At 49.1% G+C, this 16,369-nt stretch carries 15 protein-coding genes, 2 pseudogenes and 1 other annotated feature; of the genes and pseudogenes, 12 read left to right on the top strand and 5 right to left on the bottom strand.

Going from position 1 to position 16,369, the window contains the following annotated elements:
* The 3 genes from Q7O77_RS05520 to Q7O77_RS05510 form a co-directional block, all read right to left on the bottom strand.
* A partial coding sequence (locus tag Q7O77_RS05520; RefSeq protein WP_304164113.1) for a DUF6311 domain-containing protein occupies positions 1-278 on the bottom strand: 278 nt, incomplete at its 3' end.
* Entirely contained in the window at positions 275-1,192 is a 918-nt protein-coding gene (locus tag Q7O77_RS05515) for a glycosyltransferase family 2 protein (RefSeq protein ID WP_304164111.1), read from the bottom strand. The genes Q7O77_RS05515 and Q7O77_RS05520, both read right to left, overlap by 4 nt.
* A complete protein-coding gene (locus Q7O77_RS05510) occupies positions 1,189-1,551 on the bottom strand; it encodes a GtrA family protein (protein WP_304164109.1) in 363 nt (120 codons plus the stop codon). The genes Q7O77_RS05515 and Q7O77_RS05510 overlap by 4 nt, the downstream gene beginning before the upstream one ends.
* A 1,367-nt stretch (positions 1,552-2,918) precedes the next feature.
* On the opposite strand from Q7O77_RS05510, the gene Q7O77_RS05505 reads away from it, so the two are divergent.
* The 11 genes and pseudogenes from Q7O77_RS05505 (at position 2,919) to ihfA (ending at position 14,431) form a co-directional block, all read left to right on the top strand.
* Positions 2,919-5,084 (top strand): EAL domain-containing protein, encoded by a 2,166-nt coding sequence (locus Q7O77_RS05505; RefSeq protein WP_304164107.1) that lies wholly within the window; start codon positions 2,919-2,921, stop codon positions 5,082-5,084.
* 370 nt (positions 5,085-5,454) lie between these two features.
* Positions 5,455-6,336 carry a protease HtpX gene (htpX, locus tag Q7O77_RS05500; RefSeq protein WP_304164106.1) on the top strand — a complete coding sequence of 294 codons (882 nt, stop codon included), beginning with the start codon at positions 5,455-5,457 and terminating at the stop codon, positions 6,334-6,336.
* Between the two features lie 209 nt (positions 6,337-6,545).
* A complete protein-coding gene (locus tag Q7O77_RS05495; RefSeq protein ID WP_304164104.1) occupies positions 6,546-6,818 on the top strand; it encodes a YebO family protein in 273 nt (90 codons plus the stop codon).
* Between the two features lie 396 nt (positions 6,819-7,214).
* Positions 7,215-9,143, top strand: a complete 1,929-nt coding sequence (gene thrS / locus Q7O77_RS05490; protein WP_304164102.1) for a threonine--tRNA ligase — start codon at positions 7,215-7,217, stop codon at positions 9,141-9,143.
* A gap of 3 nt (positions 9,144-9,146) precedes the next feature.
* Complete coding sequence (gene infC, locus Q7O77_RS05485) at positions 9,147-9,689, top strand: translation initiation factor IF-3 (protein ID WP_071999762.1); 543 nt, start codon at positions 9,147-9,149, stop codon at positions 9,687-9,689.
* Between the two features lie 96 nt (positions 9,690-9,785).
* Positions 9,786-9,983 carry a 50S ribosomal protein L35 gene (gene rpmI, locus Q7O77_RS05480; protein WP_085653740.1) on the top strand — a complete coding sequence of 66 codons (198 nt, stop codon included), beginning with the start codon at positions 9,786-9,788 and terminating at the stop codon, positions 9,981-9,983.
* Between the two features lie 40 nt (positions 9,984-10,023).
* Positions 10,024-10,380: pseudogene (rplT, locus tag Q7O77_RS05475) on the top strand (50S ribosomal protein L20).
* Between the two features lie 133 nt (positions 10,381-10,513).
* Positions 10,514-10,637, top strand: a sequence feature (Phe leader region).
* Positions 10,519-10,563, top strand: a complete 45-nt coding sequence (gene pheM, locus Q7O77_RS05470) for a pheST operon leader peptide PheM (protein WP_123225455.1) — start codon at positions 10,519-10,521, stop codon at positions 10,561-10,563. It overlaps the preceding feature by 45 nt.
* A gap of 106 nt (positions 10,638-10,743) precedes the next feature.
* Entirely contained in the window at positions 10,744-11,727 is a 984-nt protein-coding gene (pheS, locus tag Q7O77_RS05465) for a phenylalanine--tRNA ligase subunit alpha (protein WP_304164099.1), read from the top strand.
* A gap of 15 nt (positions 11,728-11,742) precedes the next feature.
* On the top strand, positions 11,743-14,130 hold the full coding sequence (gene pheT, locus Q7O77_RS05460; protein WP_304164097.1) for a phenylalanine--tRNA ligase subunit beta: 2,388 nt from the start codon (positions 11,743-11,745) through the stop codon (positions 14,128-14,130).
* A 4-nt stretch (positions 14,131-14,134) separates the two neighbouring features.
* Entirely contained in the window at positions 14,135-14,431 is a 297-nt protein-coding gene (gene ihfA / locus Q7O77_RS05455) for an integration host factor subunit alpha (RefSeq protein ID WP_026739352.1), read from the top strand.
* Between the two features lie 29 nt (positions 14,432-14,460).
* On the opposite strand, the gene Q7O77_RS05450 is transcribed toward ihfA, so the two are convergent.
* Positions 14,461-14,862, bottom strand: coding sequence for a nitrous oxide-stimulated promoter family protein (locus Q7O77_RS05450; protein ID WP_304164115.1), 402 nt, complete (start codon positions 14,860-14,862; stop codon positions 14,461-14,463).
* A gap of 150 nt (positions 14,863-15,012) precedes the next feature.
* Complete coding sequence (gene nadE / locus Q7O77_RS05445) at positions 15,013-15,837, bottom strand: ammonia-dependent NAD(+) synthetase (protein ID WP_304164092.1); 825 nt, start codon at positions 15,835-15,837, stop codon at positions 15,013-15,015.
* Between the two features lie 221 nt (positions 15,838-16,058).
* On the opposite strand from nadE, the pseudogene osmE reads away from it, so the two are divergent.
* Positions 16,059-16,369 (top strand): annotated as a pseudogene (osmE, locus tag Q7O77_RS05440) (osmotically-inducible lipoprotein OsmE); the annotation flags it as partial.

Genomic DNA, 16,369 nt, shown 5'->3' with positions numbered 1-16,369 from the left:
AACGGGGATAATATTTTGAATAATATTGCGAATAAAGGTATTGAGTCAGTGTATACAATAGAGTTATTCAACTCCATACCATAAGCTTTATTATTACCAATTGGCCACTGTAACAAAGATGTGTGTCGAAAAAAATCCCATCCAATTAAATGTTGGGCTGCATCTCCATCTAATAAATAAGATACGTTTGTTGGATCAAGAATTGACAGCCCTCCAAAAGCGGTAAAGGCTACCATTCCAATAAGGCCTGCAATAAGTGATAAAGTCCAGTTTCTCATTTTTTATCCTTAATAATATATCTAGGTCTACTCTTTGTCTCAATATAAATTCTACCTATATATTCACCAAGCACTCCGATTCCTATAAGTTGTATACCGCCTAGGAAGAGTATAGAGACCATAACAGATGGATATCCTTGCACCGGATTACCAAATACCAGAGTATCTAAAACTAACCAACCTCCGTAAATAAAAGATGAGGAAGCAACGAAAAGGCCAATGTATGTCCAGATTCGTAGTGGAAAAGTAGAGAAGCTGGTTATGCCTTCGAGTGCTAAGTTCCACAGTTTCCACCCATTAAATTTCGAGGTTCCTGCTACGCGTTCCGCACGTGAATATTCAACAACTTCAGTTTTTCCACCAACCCAACTAAGCACACCTTTCATAAACAAGTTACGTTCAGGCAAAAGTTTAATGTTCTCGACTACATCTCGTGACATTAAACGAAAATCACCGACGTTTTCTTCTATTTTAGGTGTGCTGATTTTGTTATGGAGTTTATAGAACAGCTCAGCCGATTTACGTTTCAGGTGACCATCCGTTGATCTATCAGTTCTTTTTGCAAGAACCATATCAGCACCATCTCTCCACTTTTTAATGAGTTCAGGAATCACTTCAATAGGATCCTGCAAATCAACATCAATGGGTATAATAGCGTCTCCTGTTGCATGCTCAAGTCCAGCAAATAAAGCAGGCTCCTTACCAAAGTTTCTCGTAAAACTGATCGCTTTGACATTCATATCTGCGGAGGCTAATGCCTGAATAATTTCCTCTGTAGAATCTTTACTTCCATCATTCACAAAAACCAACTCAACCAAATGGTCTTTAAGTCCTGCAAACTCCCGTACAGTTTTATAGAAAATGGGTATAGTGTCCTCTTCGTTAAACACAGGCACTATAAGAGAGATTTTCATTTCACTTCCTTGAATATTACAAATTTAGAGAATAAAAAACCGCATACTAAACTGATAGCAGAAAATTCAATGAGTGTGATAATTGGATTGACCTGATAATGGTCAGATGCTTTCCCGATAGCCAAGCTCATGATACTCATGAATCCTACGTATAGTAGGTATCCTTTAGACGTCGCTTCCGCCTTAAAGGTAAATTTTGCATTGGCAAAGAAAGAAAAGCTTACAGCAACAAGAAATGCAACAAAGTTAGAGGTTGCTTGATCCAGATCGGCAAGGTACACGCCTACGGCGAAAACAATCCAGTGAATGCCTGTGTTGACAATGCCTACCGAGATGTAACGTGAAAATAATTTGAGCATTTTTAATGTATCGTCTTATGTCCATGCTGCAAATTCTATCATCAGGTTCCATGTTGGTCAGCATCTACCAACTAGTACTGAAGCATATTTTTCAAAAAAAAACATCTGATTGCATCATAAGCTGTATGGTTTGCCCCCCTTGATAAGGAGACAGATGCTTTGCTCACCAAGGAGCTTGTTCAACGGCCTCCGATCTGACGCTCATCGGTGGGTGTGGCACCGAGCCTGGTTGTATAAGATTTCGATGTGATCGAGGATAACGGTTCGAAGTTTGTAAAGCCCTTCTGATACGCTTTTTTCAGCATACTAAAGAATGATTCCGTTACGGCATTATATTTATAGTTGCCATGCCGGCTCATGCTTGGTGTAAGGTGGTTGGCCCAGTTGAATCGCTGTCATACTTACTGCTTTACTTGCTATTTACAATCACCTTGCTTTCCTGTTTTCTCCGCTATAACGTCATCATTAGTGCGTTCAGTGCCCGTTCGAGTGGCCGCGTCGGTGTTATTGACCGGCACATCTCGTTACGGGCAAAGAGGTGGATAACCACTCACCACCGCTAGATCTAGACATAGGTGATATCCGCTCTTCAAAACTGATGCTTCACCACGCCAAATCTCCGCTGTACAGGATTAGGAGCTACTCGAGAAGGTCTATCTAGAAGGTCTCTCCGTAATATTTCGGGGTAATTTATAGCCAAGTGCCATTTTGATTTGGCTAATTTACATAACATAGCTCATGCTATTCTTATCGCAGCGTTCTCTAATTTCGCACAGATCGGCATGATTCGGCGATAACCTTATACGCCGCCGTTATTCGCATAGTAATCCTGGATAAGCTTTAACAGGCGCTGATTTAGGACACTGGATTGTGCATTCAGCACCTGACACGTCGCCATCACCCCCCATTTATCTCGGTGCTCATTGATGAAGTAGGGGGACGTCCAAATCGAAATATGTCTAAAACTGATGATTTTAATCGTTACGGGTTTTCATAGCGGCATGATTGCCTATACCTTTTCATTGATATCAGCCCCGCCGGATAATACGCCAACAATTTTCGGTTCAAAATTGATCATATTTTGCGGGGAGTGACTGAAGGTACACAAATTCTTTAGGCGTCGCTCCCTCCGTGCCGGCAATTTGCTATCCTTTGTTGAGGAGAAAAGGAATTCTCTATATGAAGCGAATGCTTTGTACCAGAAAGGAAATAAAGCCGGGCTGGTATAAGAACACCGTGTTGATTAAAACGACGTATGGGTTCGCTTCATCAAACTGCGCTGGATATGTTAATCCATCAAGCGATCACTCTCCGTGACGACCCGTATTTCTGATAGTAACGACAATGGAACAGTAAGGGGAACCCCCATGAGTCGAGCCCCAGTGAATAAAAAAGATGAGAGCAGCCGACTTGACGCGGTGCGTGAGTACGGCATCGACGGCCCGTTGTCTGACGATCCTGAGCTGGAAAGTCTGATTACACTGGCGGCGAATGTATTCAACATCCCCATCGTTGCTATCTCGATTCTGGATGCAGATCGTCAACTCTTCGTGGCGAGCGTGGGTTTTTCCGTTTGCCACACTGCTCGGGACGATTCCTTTTGCAACTACGCCATCCAAAAGAAAGGCATCTTAGTGGTGCCGGATGCGCGCCGGGATCCGCGATTTAAAAATAACCCGTTGGTGACCGGCGACCCACATATCCGGTTCTATGCCGGCATACCGTTACGTTCCCCACTTGGCCAAACTATCGGCACATTGAATATTGTCGATGTCAAGCCGCGGATCGGTTTGAGCGCGCGTGATGCCCATAACCTGCAAGATTTATCCTCGCTGGTCATGGATAAACTGGAAATGCGGCGTCTTGAGGTCGCCAGGAAAACGGACCAGACCAGCTTCGAACGGGTGTCGCGGTTGTCGCCCGACGCGATCCTGTGTGTCAATCACCAAGGTATTATTACTTTCTGGAATGAGGCAGCCGAAAACCTGTTGGAATATTCCAGAGAGCAGATAGTGGGGCAACACATCAGCAGTGTCGTACCAGATATGTTTATTGTGCAGCTGCACCATTTGTCTACTGACGAAACGGCGCGGTTGAAGGGCAGTCGAATCGAGCTGGATGTGGCGACCCAAAGTGGTGCTTTGTTGCCAGTCGAATTATCTGTCGGCATGTGGCTGCATGGCGAGGAGGAGAGTTACAGCCTGATTTTGCGCGACACCGCTGAACGCAAACGCTATGAAGAAAGGCTGTTCTTGCAAGCGCATCGTGACCCTCTGACGGGATTAATCAACCGTACGTTATTGGCTACATCGCTGAATCAGCTTTTAAAGCAGCATCCCTCGGGCTGTCTCATGATCGTCGATCTTGATGGTTTCAAGGACATCAATGACAGTCTCGGCCATGCTAGCGGTGACGAAATTTTGGTCAGCGTGGCGCAAAAATTGTTGGCCAATGTTCGGCAGGGCGATCTGGTGGCCCGCATGGGCGGTGACGAGTTCGCGATATTACTTCCGCAACTGGAAGATCTCCAGGTGGTGGAAAAAATAGCCCGGCAGATTAATCACGATATTTCCCAGACGGTCGTTGTCGGAGACAAGCAGGTGAATACCAGCGCCAGTATGGGACTGGTGATGTTTCGTTCCCACGGCGTGACGACCCAGGAATTGTTGACCAGCGCTGATTTAGCCCTTTATCAGGCGAAAGCGGATGGACGCAATTGCTATCGTTTCTTTACGCGCGAACTGCGCGAAATTTTTCAGGCCAAGCATGCATTCCAGCTGGAATTTATCCGCGCCTATGAAAAAAATGAATTTGAGGTGTTTTACCAGCCTCAGGTGAGCCTGATGAACAATGAAATCGTCGGCGCTGAAGCGTTGCTGCGTTGGCAGCATCCTTACAAAGGCCTACTGGCGCCGGGAGCCTTCCTAACTGCGCTGGAGAAGGGGCCTTGGGCGGAGCGTATCGGCGATTGGGTCATGCAGGAGGCCTGTCAGCAGGCGGCGGAATGGCGCAAAGCGGGAGCCGAGAATTTTCGTATCAGTATCAATTTGTTTGCGGCTCAATTCCGCTCCGGCATGTTGTCGCAGAAGATCAGGTCTGTTTTGGAAAAGACCGGGCTACCCTCAAGTGCATTGGAGCTGGAGATCACCGAAAACATCATCATCCGTTACGACGAAAACATGCTTAGCCCCCTGAATGAGCTGCGTAATGAAGGGATTGGTATCGCATTTGACGATTACGGCACGGGATACGCGTCGTTGAGCATGTTGAAGAATTATCCGGTGACCCGCCTCAAAATCGATCAGACTTTCGTCCGCGCCATGTGCGAATCTCCGCCGGATGCGGCTATCGTCAGGGCCATTTTGTATTTGGGAAAAAGTTTTCGGCTGGATGTTATCGCTGAAGGGGTGGAAACGCAGGAACAGTGTGAACGGCTTAGGAATAAAGGGTGCGAGCAGGCGCAGGGGTATCTGTTTGGACGCCCGATGCCAGCCGCTGAATTTGCACGCCAATTAGGCGTAGCGAAGGCTTGATCTCTGTGTGATGTGCGAATTACGAAATTGAGAAAGCGGAACGCGTTATCGAGAAGAGAGGAGGGATGCTTTCGGTCACGCGTCATACCCGTCTCCTTATTCAGTCGACCGGAGGGCGGGTGTTCTCAGGCCGGCCGCGATGAACAGGAACCCACTTTTAATCTTCTATCTTCCGCTTTATTTTTGCGTGACGTATCAGTTTTCCCACGGATTGCTGACCTTTTGCGCGATGTTAATCCTCAAAAACGTAAAGTTATGTTGATTCGGTAACTTAGACGTTAAGAATGCTTGAAAATGCCATTGCAGCCCATACCATGTAACCGTTGCATCCCTATTGTTGCTTTTGCCTGAGAGAGGAAATCAGACTTATATGATGCGTATTGCGCTTTTCCTAATCACCAACCTAGCGGTGATGTTGGTTTTTGGGCTAGTACTTAGCTTAACGGGCATTCGGCCCAGTAGCACTTACGGCTTGATGATTATGGCCGGTCTGTTTGGCTTTGGCGGAGCGATCGTTTCATTGCTGATGTCTAAATGGATGGCCTTGCGTTCTGTTGGCGGTGAAGTCATTGAGCAGCCGCGTAACGAGACCGAGCGCTGGCTGGTCGAAACGGTACGTGCGCAGTCGCAGCAGGTGGGCATTGCCATGCCGCAGGTTGCGATCTATCAGGCGCCGGATATCAATGCCTTTGCTACCGGGGCCCGTAGGAATGCGTCCCTTGTCGCCGTAAGTTCCGGGTTGCTCCAAAACATGAGTCGCGATGAGGCGGAAGCGGTTATCGCACATGAAATCAGCCATGTGGCTAACGGCGATATGGTGACGATGACGCTGATTCAGGGTGTGGTGAACACCTTCGTGATCTTCATATCGCGCATGCTTGCACAAGTTGCGTCAGGCTTCCTGTCCGGCAACCGCGATGACAGCGAGAGCAGCAACGGCAATCCGATGATTTATTTCCTCGTGGCGACCGTGCTGGAGTTGGTGTTTGGTATTCTGGCTAGCATCATTACTATGTGGTTCTCGCGTTACCGTGAATTTCATGCGGATGCCGGGTCTGCCAAGCTGGTGGGGCGTGAGAAAATGATTGCGGCGCTGCAGCGCTTGAAAACCAGTTATGAGCCTCAGGAAGAAAGCAGCATGATGGCGTTTTGCATCAATGGCAAATCAAAGTCATTCAGCGAATTGTTCCTGTCGCATCCTCCGCTGGACAAACGTATTGAGGCACTGCGCAGCGGGGCTTATCTGAAGTAATTCAAGCTGTGTTTGTGTTCTATACAAAGGCCCTGCGGGGCCTTTGTTATTTGTGGTATAAGTTTGCTGCTGGGCCGTATTTGGCGCTTTCTGCGGCCACAACCATGCGTTGCTAACCGTTTGAGATGTAAATTATCGTGCTGTTATCGAATTGCGGGTGAGCTCAGTGGTAAAATGCGCGTTTAGTCAAAACATCATAGGTTTTAAGCATGAGTGGGGCGGTATCGAACATGTTAGAAATGGTTTTGGTGATGCTGATTGTTTTGCTGGCGCTGGTGGTCTGGTTCTTCGTGAACCGCGCAAGCGTGCGAGCCAATGAGCAAATTAGACTCCTGCGGGAAATAATTAAACAGCAAAAGCAGCAGCTTGCTTTGATGCAAACCCTGATCCCTGTTCAGCCGAGTGCAGAGCCTGTGGCGGAGGCTAAGCAGGAAGACGACGATACTGACGTTTACTTCAGGAACGTTATCCCCGAGCGTTGATTGGCTGCATTTCAGAGGCTATCCGTCGTAAAGTGAAGGATAGCCTTGGATCTTGTCTATGTATCGGTATCAATGAAAAAACGGCGGGTGTCATCAGCGTTATGCCTTCTTCTTACCGTCGTCAGTCGCTTCAATACATCACTGTTTTATCAGCCCAATTCCGGTCGCGGGTGGTATGTCAGGACCCATGATGGTACTCTACGCCGTCAGGTTAATAAGGGCTTGCTGCGAATATCACTAAAGATGTTGCCGTCTTTGTTATCCCGCAACGAATAACTGTCGTGGCAGCGTTTTAACAATTGTGGGTTAAACACGCTGCCGACAACTGAAATAAACACAATTATCTTTTGTATGTGATCTTGCGTGTGGGTCACCACTGCAAATAAGGGAATTATCATGCCTGTTATTACGCTTCCCGACGGTAGCCAGCGTCACTATGACCACGCCGTCTCTCCTCTTGATGTCGCCTCGGATATCGGTCCGGGTCTGGCCAAAGCGTGTATCGCTGGCCGGGTCAATGGTGAACTGACCGATGCAACGGATCTGATTGAATCTGATGCGCAACTGGCGATCATCACGGCAAAGGATGAAGCGGGTCTTGAAATTATTCGACACTCTTGCGCTCATTTGCTGGGTCATGCGATCAAACAGCTTTGGCCAGACACCAAAATGGCTATCGGCCCGGTGATTGACAACGGTTTTTACTACGATGTCGATCTGGATCACACGCTGACGCAGGAAGATGTGGAGCAGCTCGAAAAGCGGATGCATGAGCTGTCCAATAAAGACTACGACGTTATCAAGAAGACCGCGAGCTGGCAGGAAGCGCGCGATACTTTCGTCTCTCGAGGCGAAATTTATAAAGTTGCTATTCTGGATGAAAACATCAGCCATGACGACCGTCCCGGCCTGTATCATCATGAAGAATATATTGATATGTGTCGTGGTCCGCACGTTCCTAACATGCGTTTCTGCCATCATTTCAAACTGCAGAAGACCTCTGGGGCGTATTGGCGCGGCGACAGCAGCAATAAAATGCTGCAGCGCATTTACGGTACAGCCTGGGCAGACAAGAAACAGCTGAATGCTTATCTGCAGCGGTTGGAAGAAGCTGCCAAGCGCGACCACCGGAAGATCGGTAAGCAACTCGACCTGTATCATATGCAGGAAGAAGCGCCGGGTATGGTGTTCTGGCACAACGACGGCTGGACGGTTTTCCGTGAACTGGAAGCGTTTGTTCGCCTCAAGCTGAAAGAGTACCAGTATCAGGAAGTTAAAGGCCCGTTCATGATGGACCGTGTGCTGTGGGAAAAAACCGGGCACTGGGACAACTACAAAGACGCGATGTTTACCACCTCGTCTGAAAACCGGGAATACTGCATCAAGCCGATGAACTGCCCGGGTCATGTACAGATCTTCAATCAGGGATTGAAATCTTACCGCGACCTGCCGCTGCGTATGGCCGAGTTCGGTAGCTGCCATCGTAACGAGCCTTCGGGATCTCTGCATGGCCTGATGCGCGTTCGCGGATTTACTCAGGATGATGCTCATATCTTCTGTACGGAAGATCAGGTTCGTTCTGAAGTAAATAACTGTATTAAAATGGTTTATGACATGTATAGCACGTTCGGTTTTGAAAAAATCGAAGTGAAACTGTCAACCCGTCCGGAAAAACGCATCGGCTCTGATGAAACATGGACCCGTGCGGAAGAGGATCTGGCGGCGGCGCTGGCTGAAAATGAGATTCCATTCGAATATCAGCCGGGAGAAGGGGCCTTCTATGGTCCGAAAATCGAGTTTACTTTGCATGACTGCCTGGATCGTGCGTGGCAGTGTGGTACTGTACAGCTCGACTTTTCATTGCCGAACCGTCTAAGTGCGTCTTACGTTGGCGAAAACAACGAACGTCAGGTCCCGGTAATGATTCACCGGGCTATACTGGGCTCAATGGAGCGCTTTATCGGTATTCTTACCGAAGAGTTTGCGGGATTCTTCCCGACCTGGTTAGCTCCGGTACAGGTGGTGATTATGAATATCACCGACAGTCAGTCTGATTATGTCAGCGAATTGACCCAAAAATTGCAAGAAGCGGGCATTCGCGTCAAAGCAGACTTGAGAAATGAGAAGATTGGCTTTAAAATCCGCGAGCACACATTGCGGCGTGTTCCCTATATGCTGGTCTGTGGCGATAAAGAAGTGGAAGCAGGTAAAGTTGCTGTCCGCACACGCCGCGGCAAAGATTTGGGGAGTCTGGATGTCAGCGAAGTTATCAGTAAGCTGCAACAAGAGATTCGCAGCCGTAGTCTTCATCAATTGGAGGAATAAGGTATTAAAGGCGGAAAACGAGTTCAACCGGCGCGTCCTAATCGCATCAACAAAGAAATTCGCGCACAAGAGGTACGCCTGACTGGCGTCGATGGCGAACAGATCGGTATTGTCAGCCTGAATGAAGCGCTAGAAAAAGCCGAAGAAGCAGGCGTTGATTTAGTAGAAATCAGCCCGAACGCCGAACCGCCGGTTTGCCGAATCATGGATTACGGCAAGTTCCTCTATGAGAAGAGTAAGGCCACTAAAGAGCAGAAGAAGAAACAAAAAGTTATTCAGGTCAAGGAAATCAAGTTCCGGCCTGGTACCGATGATGGCGACTATCAGGTCAAACTACGCAACCTGATTCGCTTTCTGGAAGACGGTGACAAAGCCAAAATCACCCTGCGTTTTCGTGGACGTGAAATGGCGCACCAACAGATTGGTATCGAAGTGCTTAACCGCGTTCGTGACGATCTGAGTGAACTGGCCGTTGTCGAATCCTTCCCATCAAGGATCGAAGGCCGTCAGATGATCATGGTGCTTGCACCGAAGAAGAAACAGTAAGGCATTCAAGTAATCGAGTCCGCGTTATGCTCGCGTAGCGCGGTTTCGTTCGCCTTATCTGATTCGTTTTATTAACAATGCGAAGTGGAAATAACAATGCCAAAGATCAAAACAGTACGTGGCGCCGCTAAACGCTTTAAGAAAACCGCCGGCGGTGGTTTTAAGCGTAAGCATGCTAACCTGCGTCATATTCTGACCAAAAAAGCGACTAAACGTAAACGTCATCTGCGTCCTAAAGCTCAGGTCTCCAAAGGCGATCTGGGTCTGGTCATAGCTTGTCTGCCTTACGCATAAGTTACCTTTTCATTCAGAATAAGATTTTAGGAGAGAGCATATGGCTCGCGTAAAACGTGGTGTGGTTGCTCGTGCACGTCACAAGAAAGTATTAAAACAAGCGAAAGGTTACTACGGTGCCCGTTCGCGCGTTTATCGTGTTGCCTTCCAGGCAGTAATCAAAGCTGGTCAGTACGCTTACCGTGACCGTCGTCAACGGAAACGTCAGTTCCGCCAGCTGTGGATTGCACGTTTCAACGCGCCAGCCCGTTAGAATGGTTTGTCTTACAGCAAATTCATCAATGGCCTGAAAAAAGCCTCTGTTGAAATCGACCGTAAGATTCTGTCTGATATCGCAGTTTTCGATAAAGTGGCCTTCAGCGCACTGGTCGAAAAAGCGAAAGCAGCTCTGGCGTAAGCCGGTTAGAAGAGGGAGCTTGCTCCCTCTTTTGATTTTTAGCTCGTAAGATGCGTCAATCATTCGTCCATATACACTGAAATGTTTGATTGCAGCGCTCAATCCTTCAGACATCAATAACGACAAGGTAACGCAAGTATGAAAACTGCTATTTTCCGTTTCTTTTTTTACTTTAGCGCCTGAACTCAGGAGGCTTTGCGCGTAAGAAAAGAAACGAAAAGTAGCGCTTAAGCCTCCCGTGCGGAGGCTTTTTTATTGGTCAGGGAAAGGTCCGGGACCATACAAGACGTGTCGTCAGATGCACTGAGAATCATACTTTTCCAATTATCACCGTGGCCGTACAGGCAGAAGAAGAGGAATGTAATGCAACATCTCGCAGAACTGGTTGCCAAAGCCAGAACAGCCATAGAAGAGGCGCAGGATATCGCCGCATTGGAAAATGTGCGCGTAGAATACCTGGGCAAAAAAGGTCACTTAACCCTTCAGATGACCTCGCTGCGCGAGCTGCCTGCTGAAGAGCGTCCTGAAGCGGGTGCTGTCATCAACCAGGCCAAGCAGGAAGTACAGGAGGCTTTGAATGCCCGTAAACAGGCAATGGAAAGCGCTGAACTGAATGCTCGCCTTGCTGCGGAAACCATTGATGTGTCCATGCCGGGTCGTACGATTGAGAACGGTGGTCTGCATCCGATTACTCGCACCATCGATCGTATTGAAACCTTCTTCGGCGAGTTGGGTTTCTCCGTAGTGTCAGGTCCCGAAATTGAAGATGATTATCATAACTTCGATGCGCTCAACATCCCCGGCCACCATCCTGCCCGCGCCGACCACGACACTTTCTGGTTTGATGCTAAACGCCTGTTGCGTACGCAAACCTCTGGCGTCCAGATCCGAACGATGGAAAAGCAACAACCGCCTATTCGTATCATCGCACCGGGCCGTGTCTATCGTAATGATTACGACCAGACGCATACCCCGATGTTCCACCAGATGGAAGGGCTGATTCTGGATAAAAACATCAGCTTTACCCACCTGAAAGGCACGCTGCACGATTTTCTGCGTAACTTCTTTGAGGAAGATTTACAGGTTCGTTTCCGTCCTTCCTATTTCCCGTTCACCGAACCGTCCGCGGAAGTGGATGTCATGGGTAAAAACGGCAAATGGCTCGAAGTGCTGGGCTGCGGGATGGTGCATCCAAATGTTCTGCGTAATGTCGGCATCGATCCTGATGTGTATTCCGGCTTCGCATTCGGCATGGGGATGGAACGACTGACCATGCTGCGCTACGGCGTGACCGATCTGCGCGCATTTTTTGAAAACGATTTACGCTTCCTCAAACAGTTTAAATAAGGCAGGAATAGCATTATGAAATTCAGTGAACTCTGGTTACGGGAATGGGTTAACCCAGCTATCAGCAGCGAAGCCTTATCTGAACAAATCACGATGGCCGGTTTGGAAGTGGATGGCGTAGAGCCTGCCGCCGGTGCGTTTAACGGTGTGTTTGTGGGTGAAGTCGTAGAGTGCGGCCAGCATCCCAATGCCGACAAATTGCGCGTCACCAAAGTGAATGTCGGTGGCGAACGCCTGCTGGATATCGTCTGTGGCGCACCTAACTGCCGCAAAGGTTTGAAGGTGGCCGTTGCGACCATCGGCGCGGTATTGCCGGGCGATTTCAAGATCAAAGCCGCTAAACTCCGCGGTGAACCGTCCGAAGGGATGCTGTGCTCATTTTCTGAGCTGGGCATTGCCGACGACCATAACGGAATTCTGGAACTGCCTGCCGATGCGCCGGTTGGCGCCGACCTGCGTGAATACCTGAAGCTGGATGACAACATCATCGAGATCAGTGTTACGCCTAACCGTGCCGACTGCCTGAGTCTGCAGGGTGTCGCGCGTGATGTTGCCGTGTTGAATGGCGTTCCCTTCACCGCTCCGGAAATCACGCCTGTCGAACCGACGATCACCGATACTTTCCCCATCAACGTGGATGCCGCAGAGGCTTGTCCTCGTTATCTCGGCCGCGTGGTGAAAGGGATCAATGTAAAAGCGACGACGCCGCTGTGGATGCGTGAAAAACTGCGTCGCTGTGGGATTCGTTCCATCGATCCCGTTGTCGATGTCACCAACTACGTTCTGTTGGAACTCGGCCAGCCGATGCACGCTTTCGATCTTGCTCGTTTGGATGGGAACATCACGGTGCGCACTGCTCAGGAAGGCGAAACGTTGCGCCTGTTGGACGGTAACGATGCGAAACTGAACGCAGAGACGCTGGTGATTGCCGACAGCAGCAAAGCGCTGGCAATGGCTGGGATTTTCGGCGGCGAACACTCCGGCGTAAATGACGAAACGCAGGATGTATTGCTGGAATGCGCCTTCTTCAACCCATTGGCGATCACTGGTCGCGCGCGCCGCTACGGCTTGCACACAGATGCTTCTCACCGCTATGAGCGTGGCGTTGACCCAGAGCTGCAGTATCAGGCAATGGAACGCGCGACTCGTTTGCTGCTGGATATTTGCGGCGGTGCAGCAGGTCCGGTTGTCGATGTCACTCACGATAAAAACCTGCCTGTTCGCGCTACGATTGCGCTGCGTCGTGAAAAACTAGATCGCCTGATCGGCCATCATATTGCTGACGACAAGGTAAGAGATATTCTGGAACGTCTGGGCTGTCAGGTGACACGTACCGCTGATGGCTGGCAGGCGACGGCGCCAAGCTGGCGTTTCGATATGGAAATTGAAGAAGATCTGGTCGAGGAAGTTGCTCGCATCTACGGTTACGACAATATCCCTAACGAAGCCGCACTGGCGCCGTTGAAAATGACGAGCCACCGTGAAGCTAATCTGTCGCTTAAACGTGTGAAAACCATGCTGGTGGACCACGGCTATCAGGAAGCGATCACTTACAGCTTTGTGGATCCTAAAATTCAGGCGCTGGTTCATCCAGGCGAAGAAGCGCTGATCCTGCCTAGCCCGATCTCGGTTGATATGTCGGCCATGCGCTTGTCGCTGTGGACCGGTTTGCTGGGCGCGGTGGTGTATAACCAGAATCGTCAACAGAGTCGGATCCGTATTTTTGAGAGTGGTTTGCGTTTTGTACCCGACAGCAATGCGGAGCAGGGCATCCGTCAGGAAATGATGTTAGCGGGTGTGATCACCGGCTCCCGGTTTGAAGAACATTGGGACCTGGCACGACAGCCAGTTGACTTCTATGATTTAAAAGGTGATTTTGAATCTGTACTGGCTTTGACGGGCAAACTCTCTGCCGTTGAATTCAGAGCTGAAGCGAATGCCGCTCTGCACCCAGGTCAAAGCGCTGCAATTTATCTGGATGGGCAACGTATTGGTTTCATTGGTGTTATTCACCCAGAACTAGAACGTAAGTTGGATTTAAACGGTCGTACCGTCGTCTTTGAAGTTCTCTGGGACAAAATTTCAGACCGTGTTGTGCCTGAAGCTGCTGATGTTTCTCGCTTCCCGGCTAACCGTCGTGATATCGCCGTTGTCGTTGCTGAAAACGTGCCTGCGGGAGATATTCTGGCTGAGTGCAAGAAAGTTGGCGCAAATCAGTTAGTTGGCGTAAACTTGTTTGACGTGTACCGAGGCAAGGGCGTGGAAGACGGATATAAGAGTCTGGCTATCAGTCTGGTATTGCAGGATACCGCTCGTACACTGGCAGAAGAGGAAATTGCCGCCACAGTCGCAAAATGTGTGGCAGCACTGAAACAGCGATTCCAAGCATCCTTGAGGGATTAAACCTATGGCGCTTACAAAAGCTGAAATGTCAGAATACCTGTTTGAAAAGCTTGGGCTGAGTAAACGGGATGCCAAAGAGCTAGTCGAGTTGTTTTTTGAAGAAGTTCGTCGCGCTTTGGAAAATGGCGAGCAAGTCAAGTTGTCTGGGTTCGGCAATTTTGACCTGCGAGACAAAAACCAACGGCCGGGACGTAACCCAAAAACAGGCGAGGATATTCCGATTACGGCGCGCCGTGTGGTCACATTCCGTCCGGGGCAGAAGTTAAAAAGTCGGGTTGAGAATGCTTCACCTAAAGACTGAGTAAGTTTTAAGTAAACGAAAAGGCCGCTTTAGCGGCCTTTTTCTTTTGCGGAGTTCTCTGGCATGTCGTCTTTTGAATGAGGCATTTTTGTTTGGACTGGCGAAATCTCCGGCACCGGGCGACGATCATCCCAAAGATGTTGAAGGGCGAGCACCGGATGATGAAGTAGCATTCGTGGCCCTGACCAGCGCATGATAAGTTTCATCACCTCACGTTTAGCGGGTTGGTAACAGTGGATCGGACACTGCTTGCAGGCCGGTTTTTCCTCACCAAAGTAACACTTATTGAGCCGCTTTATCGCGTAGCGAAACAGTAGCGTATAGCGGTCATCGCCGTCCGGAACGGGATGAGATTTCGCATACAGTTTGATCATTTGTTCAACCGTGCGAATTTCGCGCTGAATTCGTTTACCCGGTGGAGAGCGGTGCATCATCGTATCTCACGTTAGAGCGTTTGACTCATAGTGTAGATGGAATTGCCAGACCGGGAACCGGAGGTACGCACAGAAAAGAAAACGGCAGCCAGGCTACCGTTAATATTTGAGAGAGGACGCTAATGACACGACAGAGTAAAGTGTCGATTATTTCCAAAAATCGTCGAAAACGGTAATCGGCGGACGGCGCTTATGCTCCGTTTTGCGGTACCACTCCTCAATGATCGCCGCGTCGCGCTGATCGATATTTTTACCTTCCAGATAGTCGTCGATATTCTCGTAGGTTACGCCTAAAGCGACTTCATCCGGCAAGGCAGGACGATCTTCTTCCAGATCGGCGGTCGGTGCTTTGGTGTAGAGATGAGAAGGGCAGCCCAGAAGTTTCAGCAGCGCTTTACCCTGACGTTTGTTCAAACGGAAAATCGGGTTGATATCGGTACCGCCATCGCCGTATTTAGTAAAGAAGCCCGTGACCGCTTCCGCCGCATGATCAGTACCAACGACCAGCCCGGCATTCATTCCGGCGATGCTGTACTGCGCTTTCATACGTTCGCGCGCTTTCTCGTTGCCTTTCACAAAATCAGACAGTTCGATTCCGAGATCACGGAGCGTCGCTTCGCTGGCATCGACCGCGGGTTTAATATTGACGGTTAAGACGCGGTCCGGCTGGATAAACTGGATTGCATCCTGGCAATCCTGCTCGTCGGCCTGGACGCCATAGGGCAGACGGACGGCAATGAACTGATACGCTGAGTTGCCGGTTTCCTCACGCAGTTCATTGATGGCCGTTTGGCATATTTTGCCCGTCAGCGTGGAGTCCTGGCCGCCGCTGATGCCGAGCACCAGGCTTTTGACGAAGGGATGAGCCTTAAGATAATTCTTCAAAAAATCAACGCTAACACGGACTTCCTGTGCGGGATCAATCGTGCCTTTGACGCCGAGTGCCTGAATGATGCTCTGCTGTAATGACATTTCGCCTCTCCTGAACCTATTGATACGGCAGCATAATTAGAACGATGGTCTCAGTTTAACGTGACTTCCCACGGAGTAAAAGAACAAGTGAGTGGGATAAGATTGATCGTGTTGACCTATTTTCTTACCCATAATCAGACCATTAAAGCATTGAGGTCGGGTTGAAAAACCGCCTTTTGCCATCTAGCCTTAGACTAACTAATACCAAAAGAGGTAATGCAATGAACAAGAATCGATTATTAATGTGTATTGCTGCAGGGCTGGTGCTCCTTTCTGGTTGTACGGCGTATGATCGTGCGGAGAATTACTTTACCAAGCCGGTGGTGAAAGACGTCAAAAAAGGGATGACCAAACAGCAGGTCAATCAAATCGCAGGTCCAGCCTCGACCCAGGCTGATGATTAATGCTCGCGGTACCTGTAATACCTACATCCTGGGTACGAAAGACAAGAAAATACAGTACTACTTCGTCAGCTTCGATGAAACGGGGCATGTCCTGAATAAAGGCTTCCAGAGCTGTCAGGAATACGATA

Source organism: Lonsdalea britannica, assembly GCF_946477055.1.
Classification (GTDB): domain Bacteria; phylum Pseudomonadota; class Gammaproteobacteria; order Enterobacterales; family Enterobacteriaceae; genus Lonsdalea; species Lonsdalea britannica_A.
The sequence above is the reverse complement of the archived record's forward strand: the minus strand, read 5'-3'. Positions and strand labels throughout refer to the sequence as shown.

Bases quoted from the DNA above. Each gene is read 5' to 3' on its own strand.
- Q7O77_RS05450 (WP_304164115.1), bottom strand. From the start codon at position 14,862: ATGCACCGCTCTCCACCGGGTAAACGAATTCAGCGCGAAATTCGCACG.
- thrS (WP_304164102.1), top strand. From the start codon at position 7,215: ATGCCTGTTATTACGCTTCCCGACGGTAGCCAGCGTCACTATGACCAC.
- htpX (WP_304164106.1), top strand. From the start codon at position 5,455: ATGATGCGTATTGCGCTTTTCCTAATCACCAACCTAGCGGTGATGTTG.
- pheT (WP_304164097.1), top strand. From the start codon at position 11,743: ATGAAATTCAGTGAACTCTGGTTACGGGAATGGGTTAACCCAGCTATC.
- nadE (WP_304164092.1), bottom strand. From the start codon at position 15,837: ATGTCATTACAGCAGAGCATCATTCAGGCACTCGGCGTCAAAGGCACG.
- Q7O77_RS05510 (WP_304164109.1), bottom strand. From the start codon at position 1,551: ATGCTCAAATTATTTTCACGTTACATCTCGGTAGGCATTGTCAACACA.
- ihfA (WP_026739352.1), top strand. From the start codon at position 14,135: ATGGCGCTTACAAAAGCTGAAATGTCAGAATACCTGTTTGAAAAGCTT.
- Q7O77_RS05505 (WP_304164107.1), top strand. From the start codon at position 2,919: ATGAGTCGAGCCCCAGTGAATAAAAAAGATGAGAGCAGCCGACTTGAC.
- rpmI (WP_085653740.1), top strand. From the start codon at position 9,786: ATGCCAAAGATCAAAACAGTACGTGGCGCCGCTAAACGCTTTAAGAAA.
- pheS (WP_304164099.1), top strand. From the start codon at position 10,744: ATGCAACATCTCGCAGAACTGGTTGCCAAAGCCAGAACAGCCATAGAA.
- Q7O77_RS05515 (WP_304164111.1), bottom strand. From the start codon at position 1,192: ATGAAAATCTCTCTTATAGTGCCTGTGTTTAACGAAGAGGACACTATA.
- Q7O77_RS05495 (WP_304164104.1), top strand. From the start codon at position 6,546: ATGAGTGGGGCGGTATCGAACATGTTAGAAATGGTTTTGGTGATGCTG.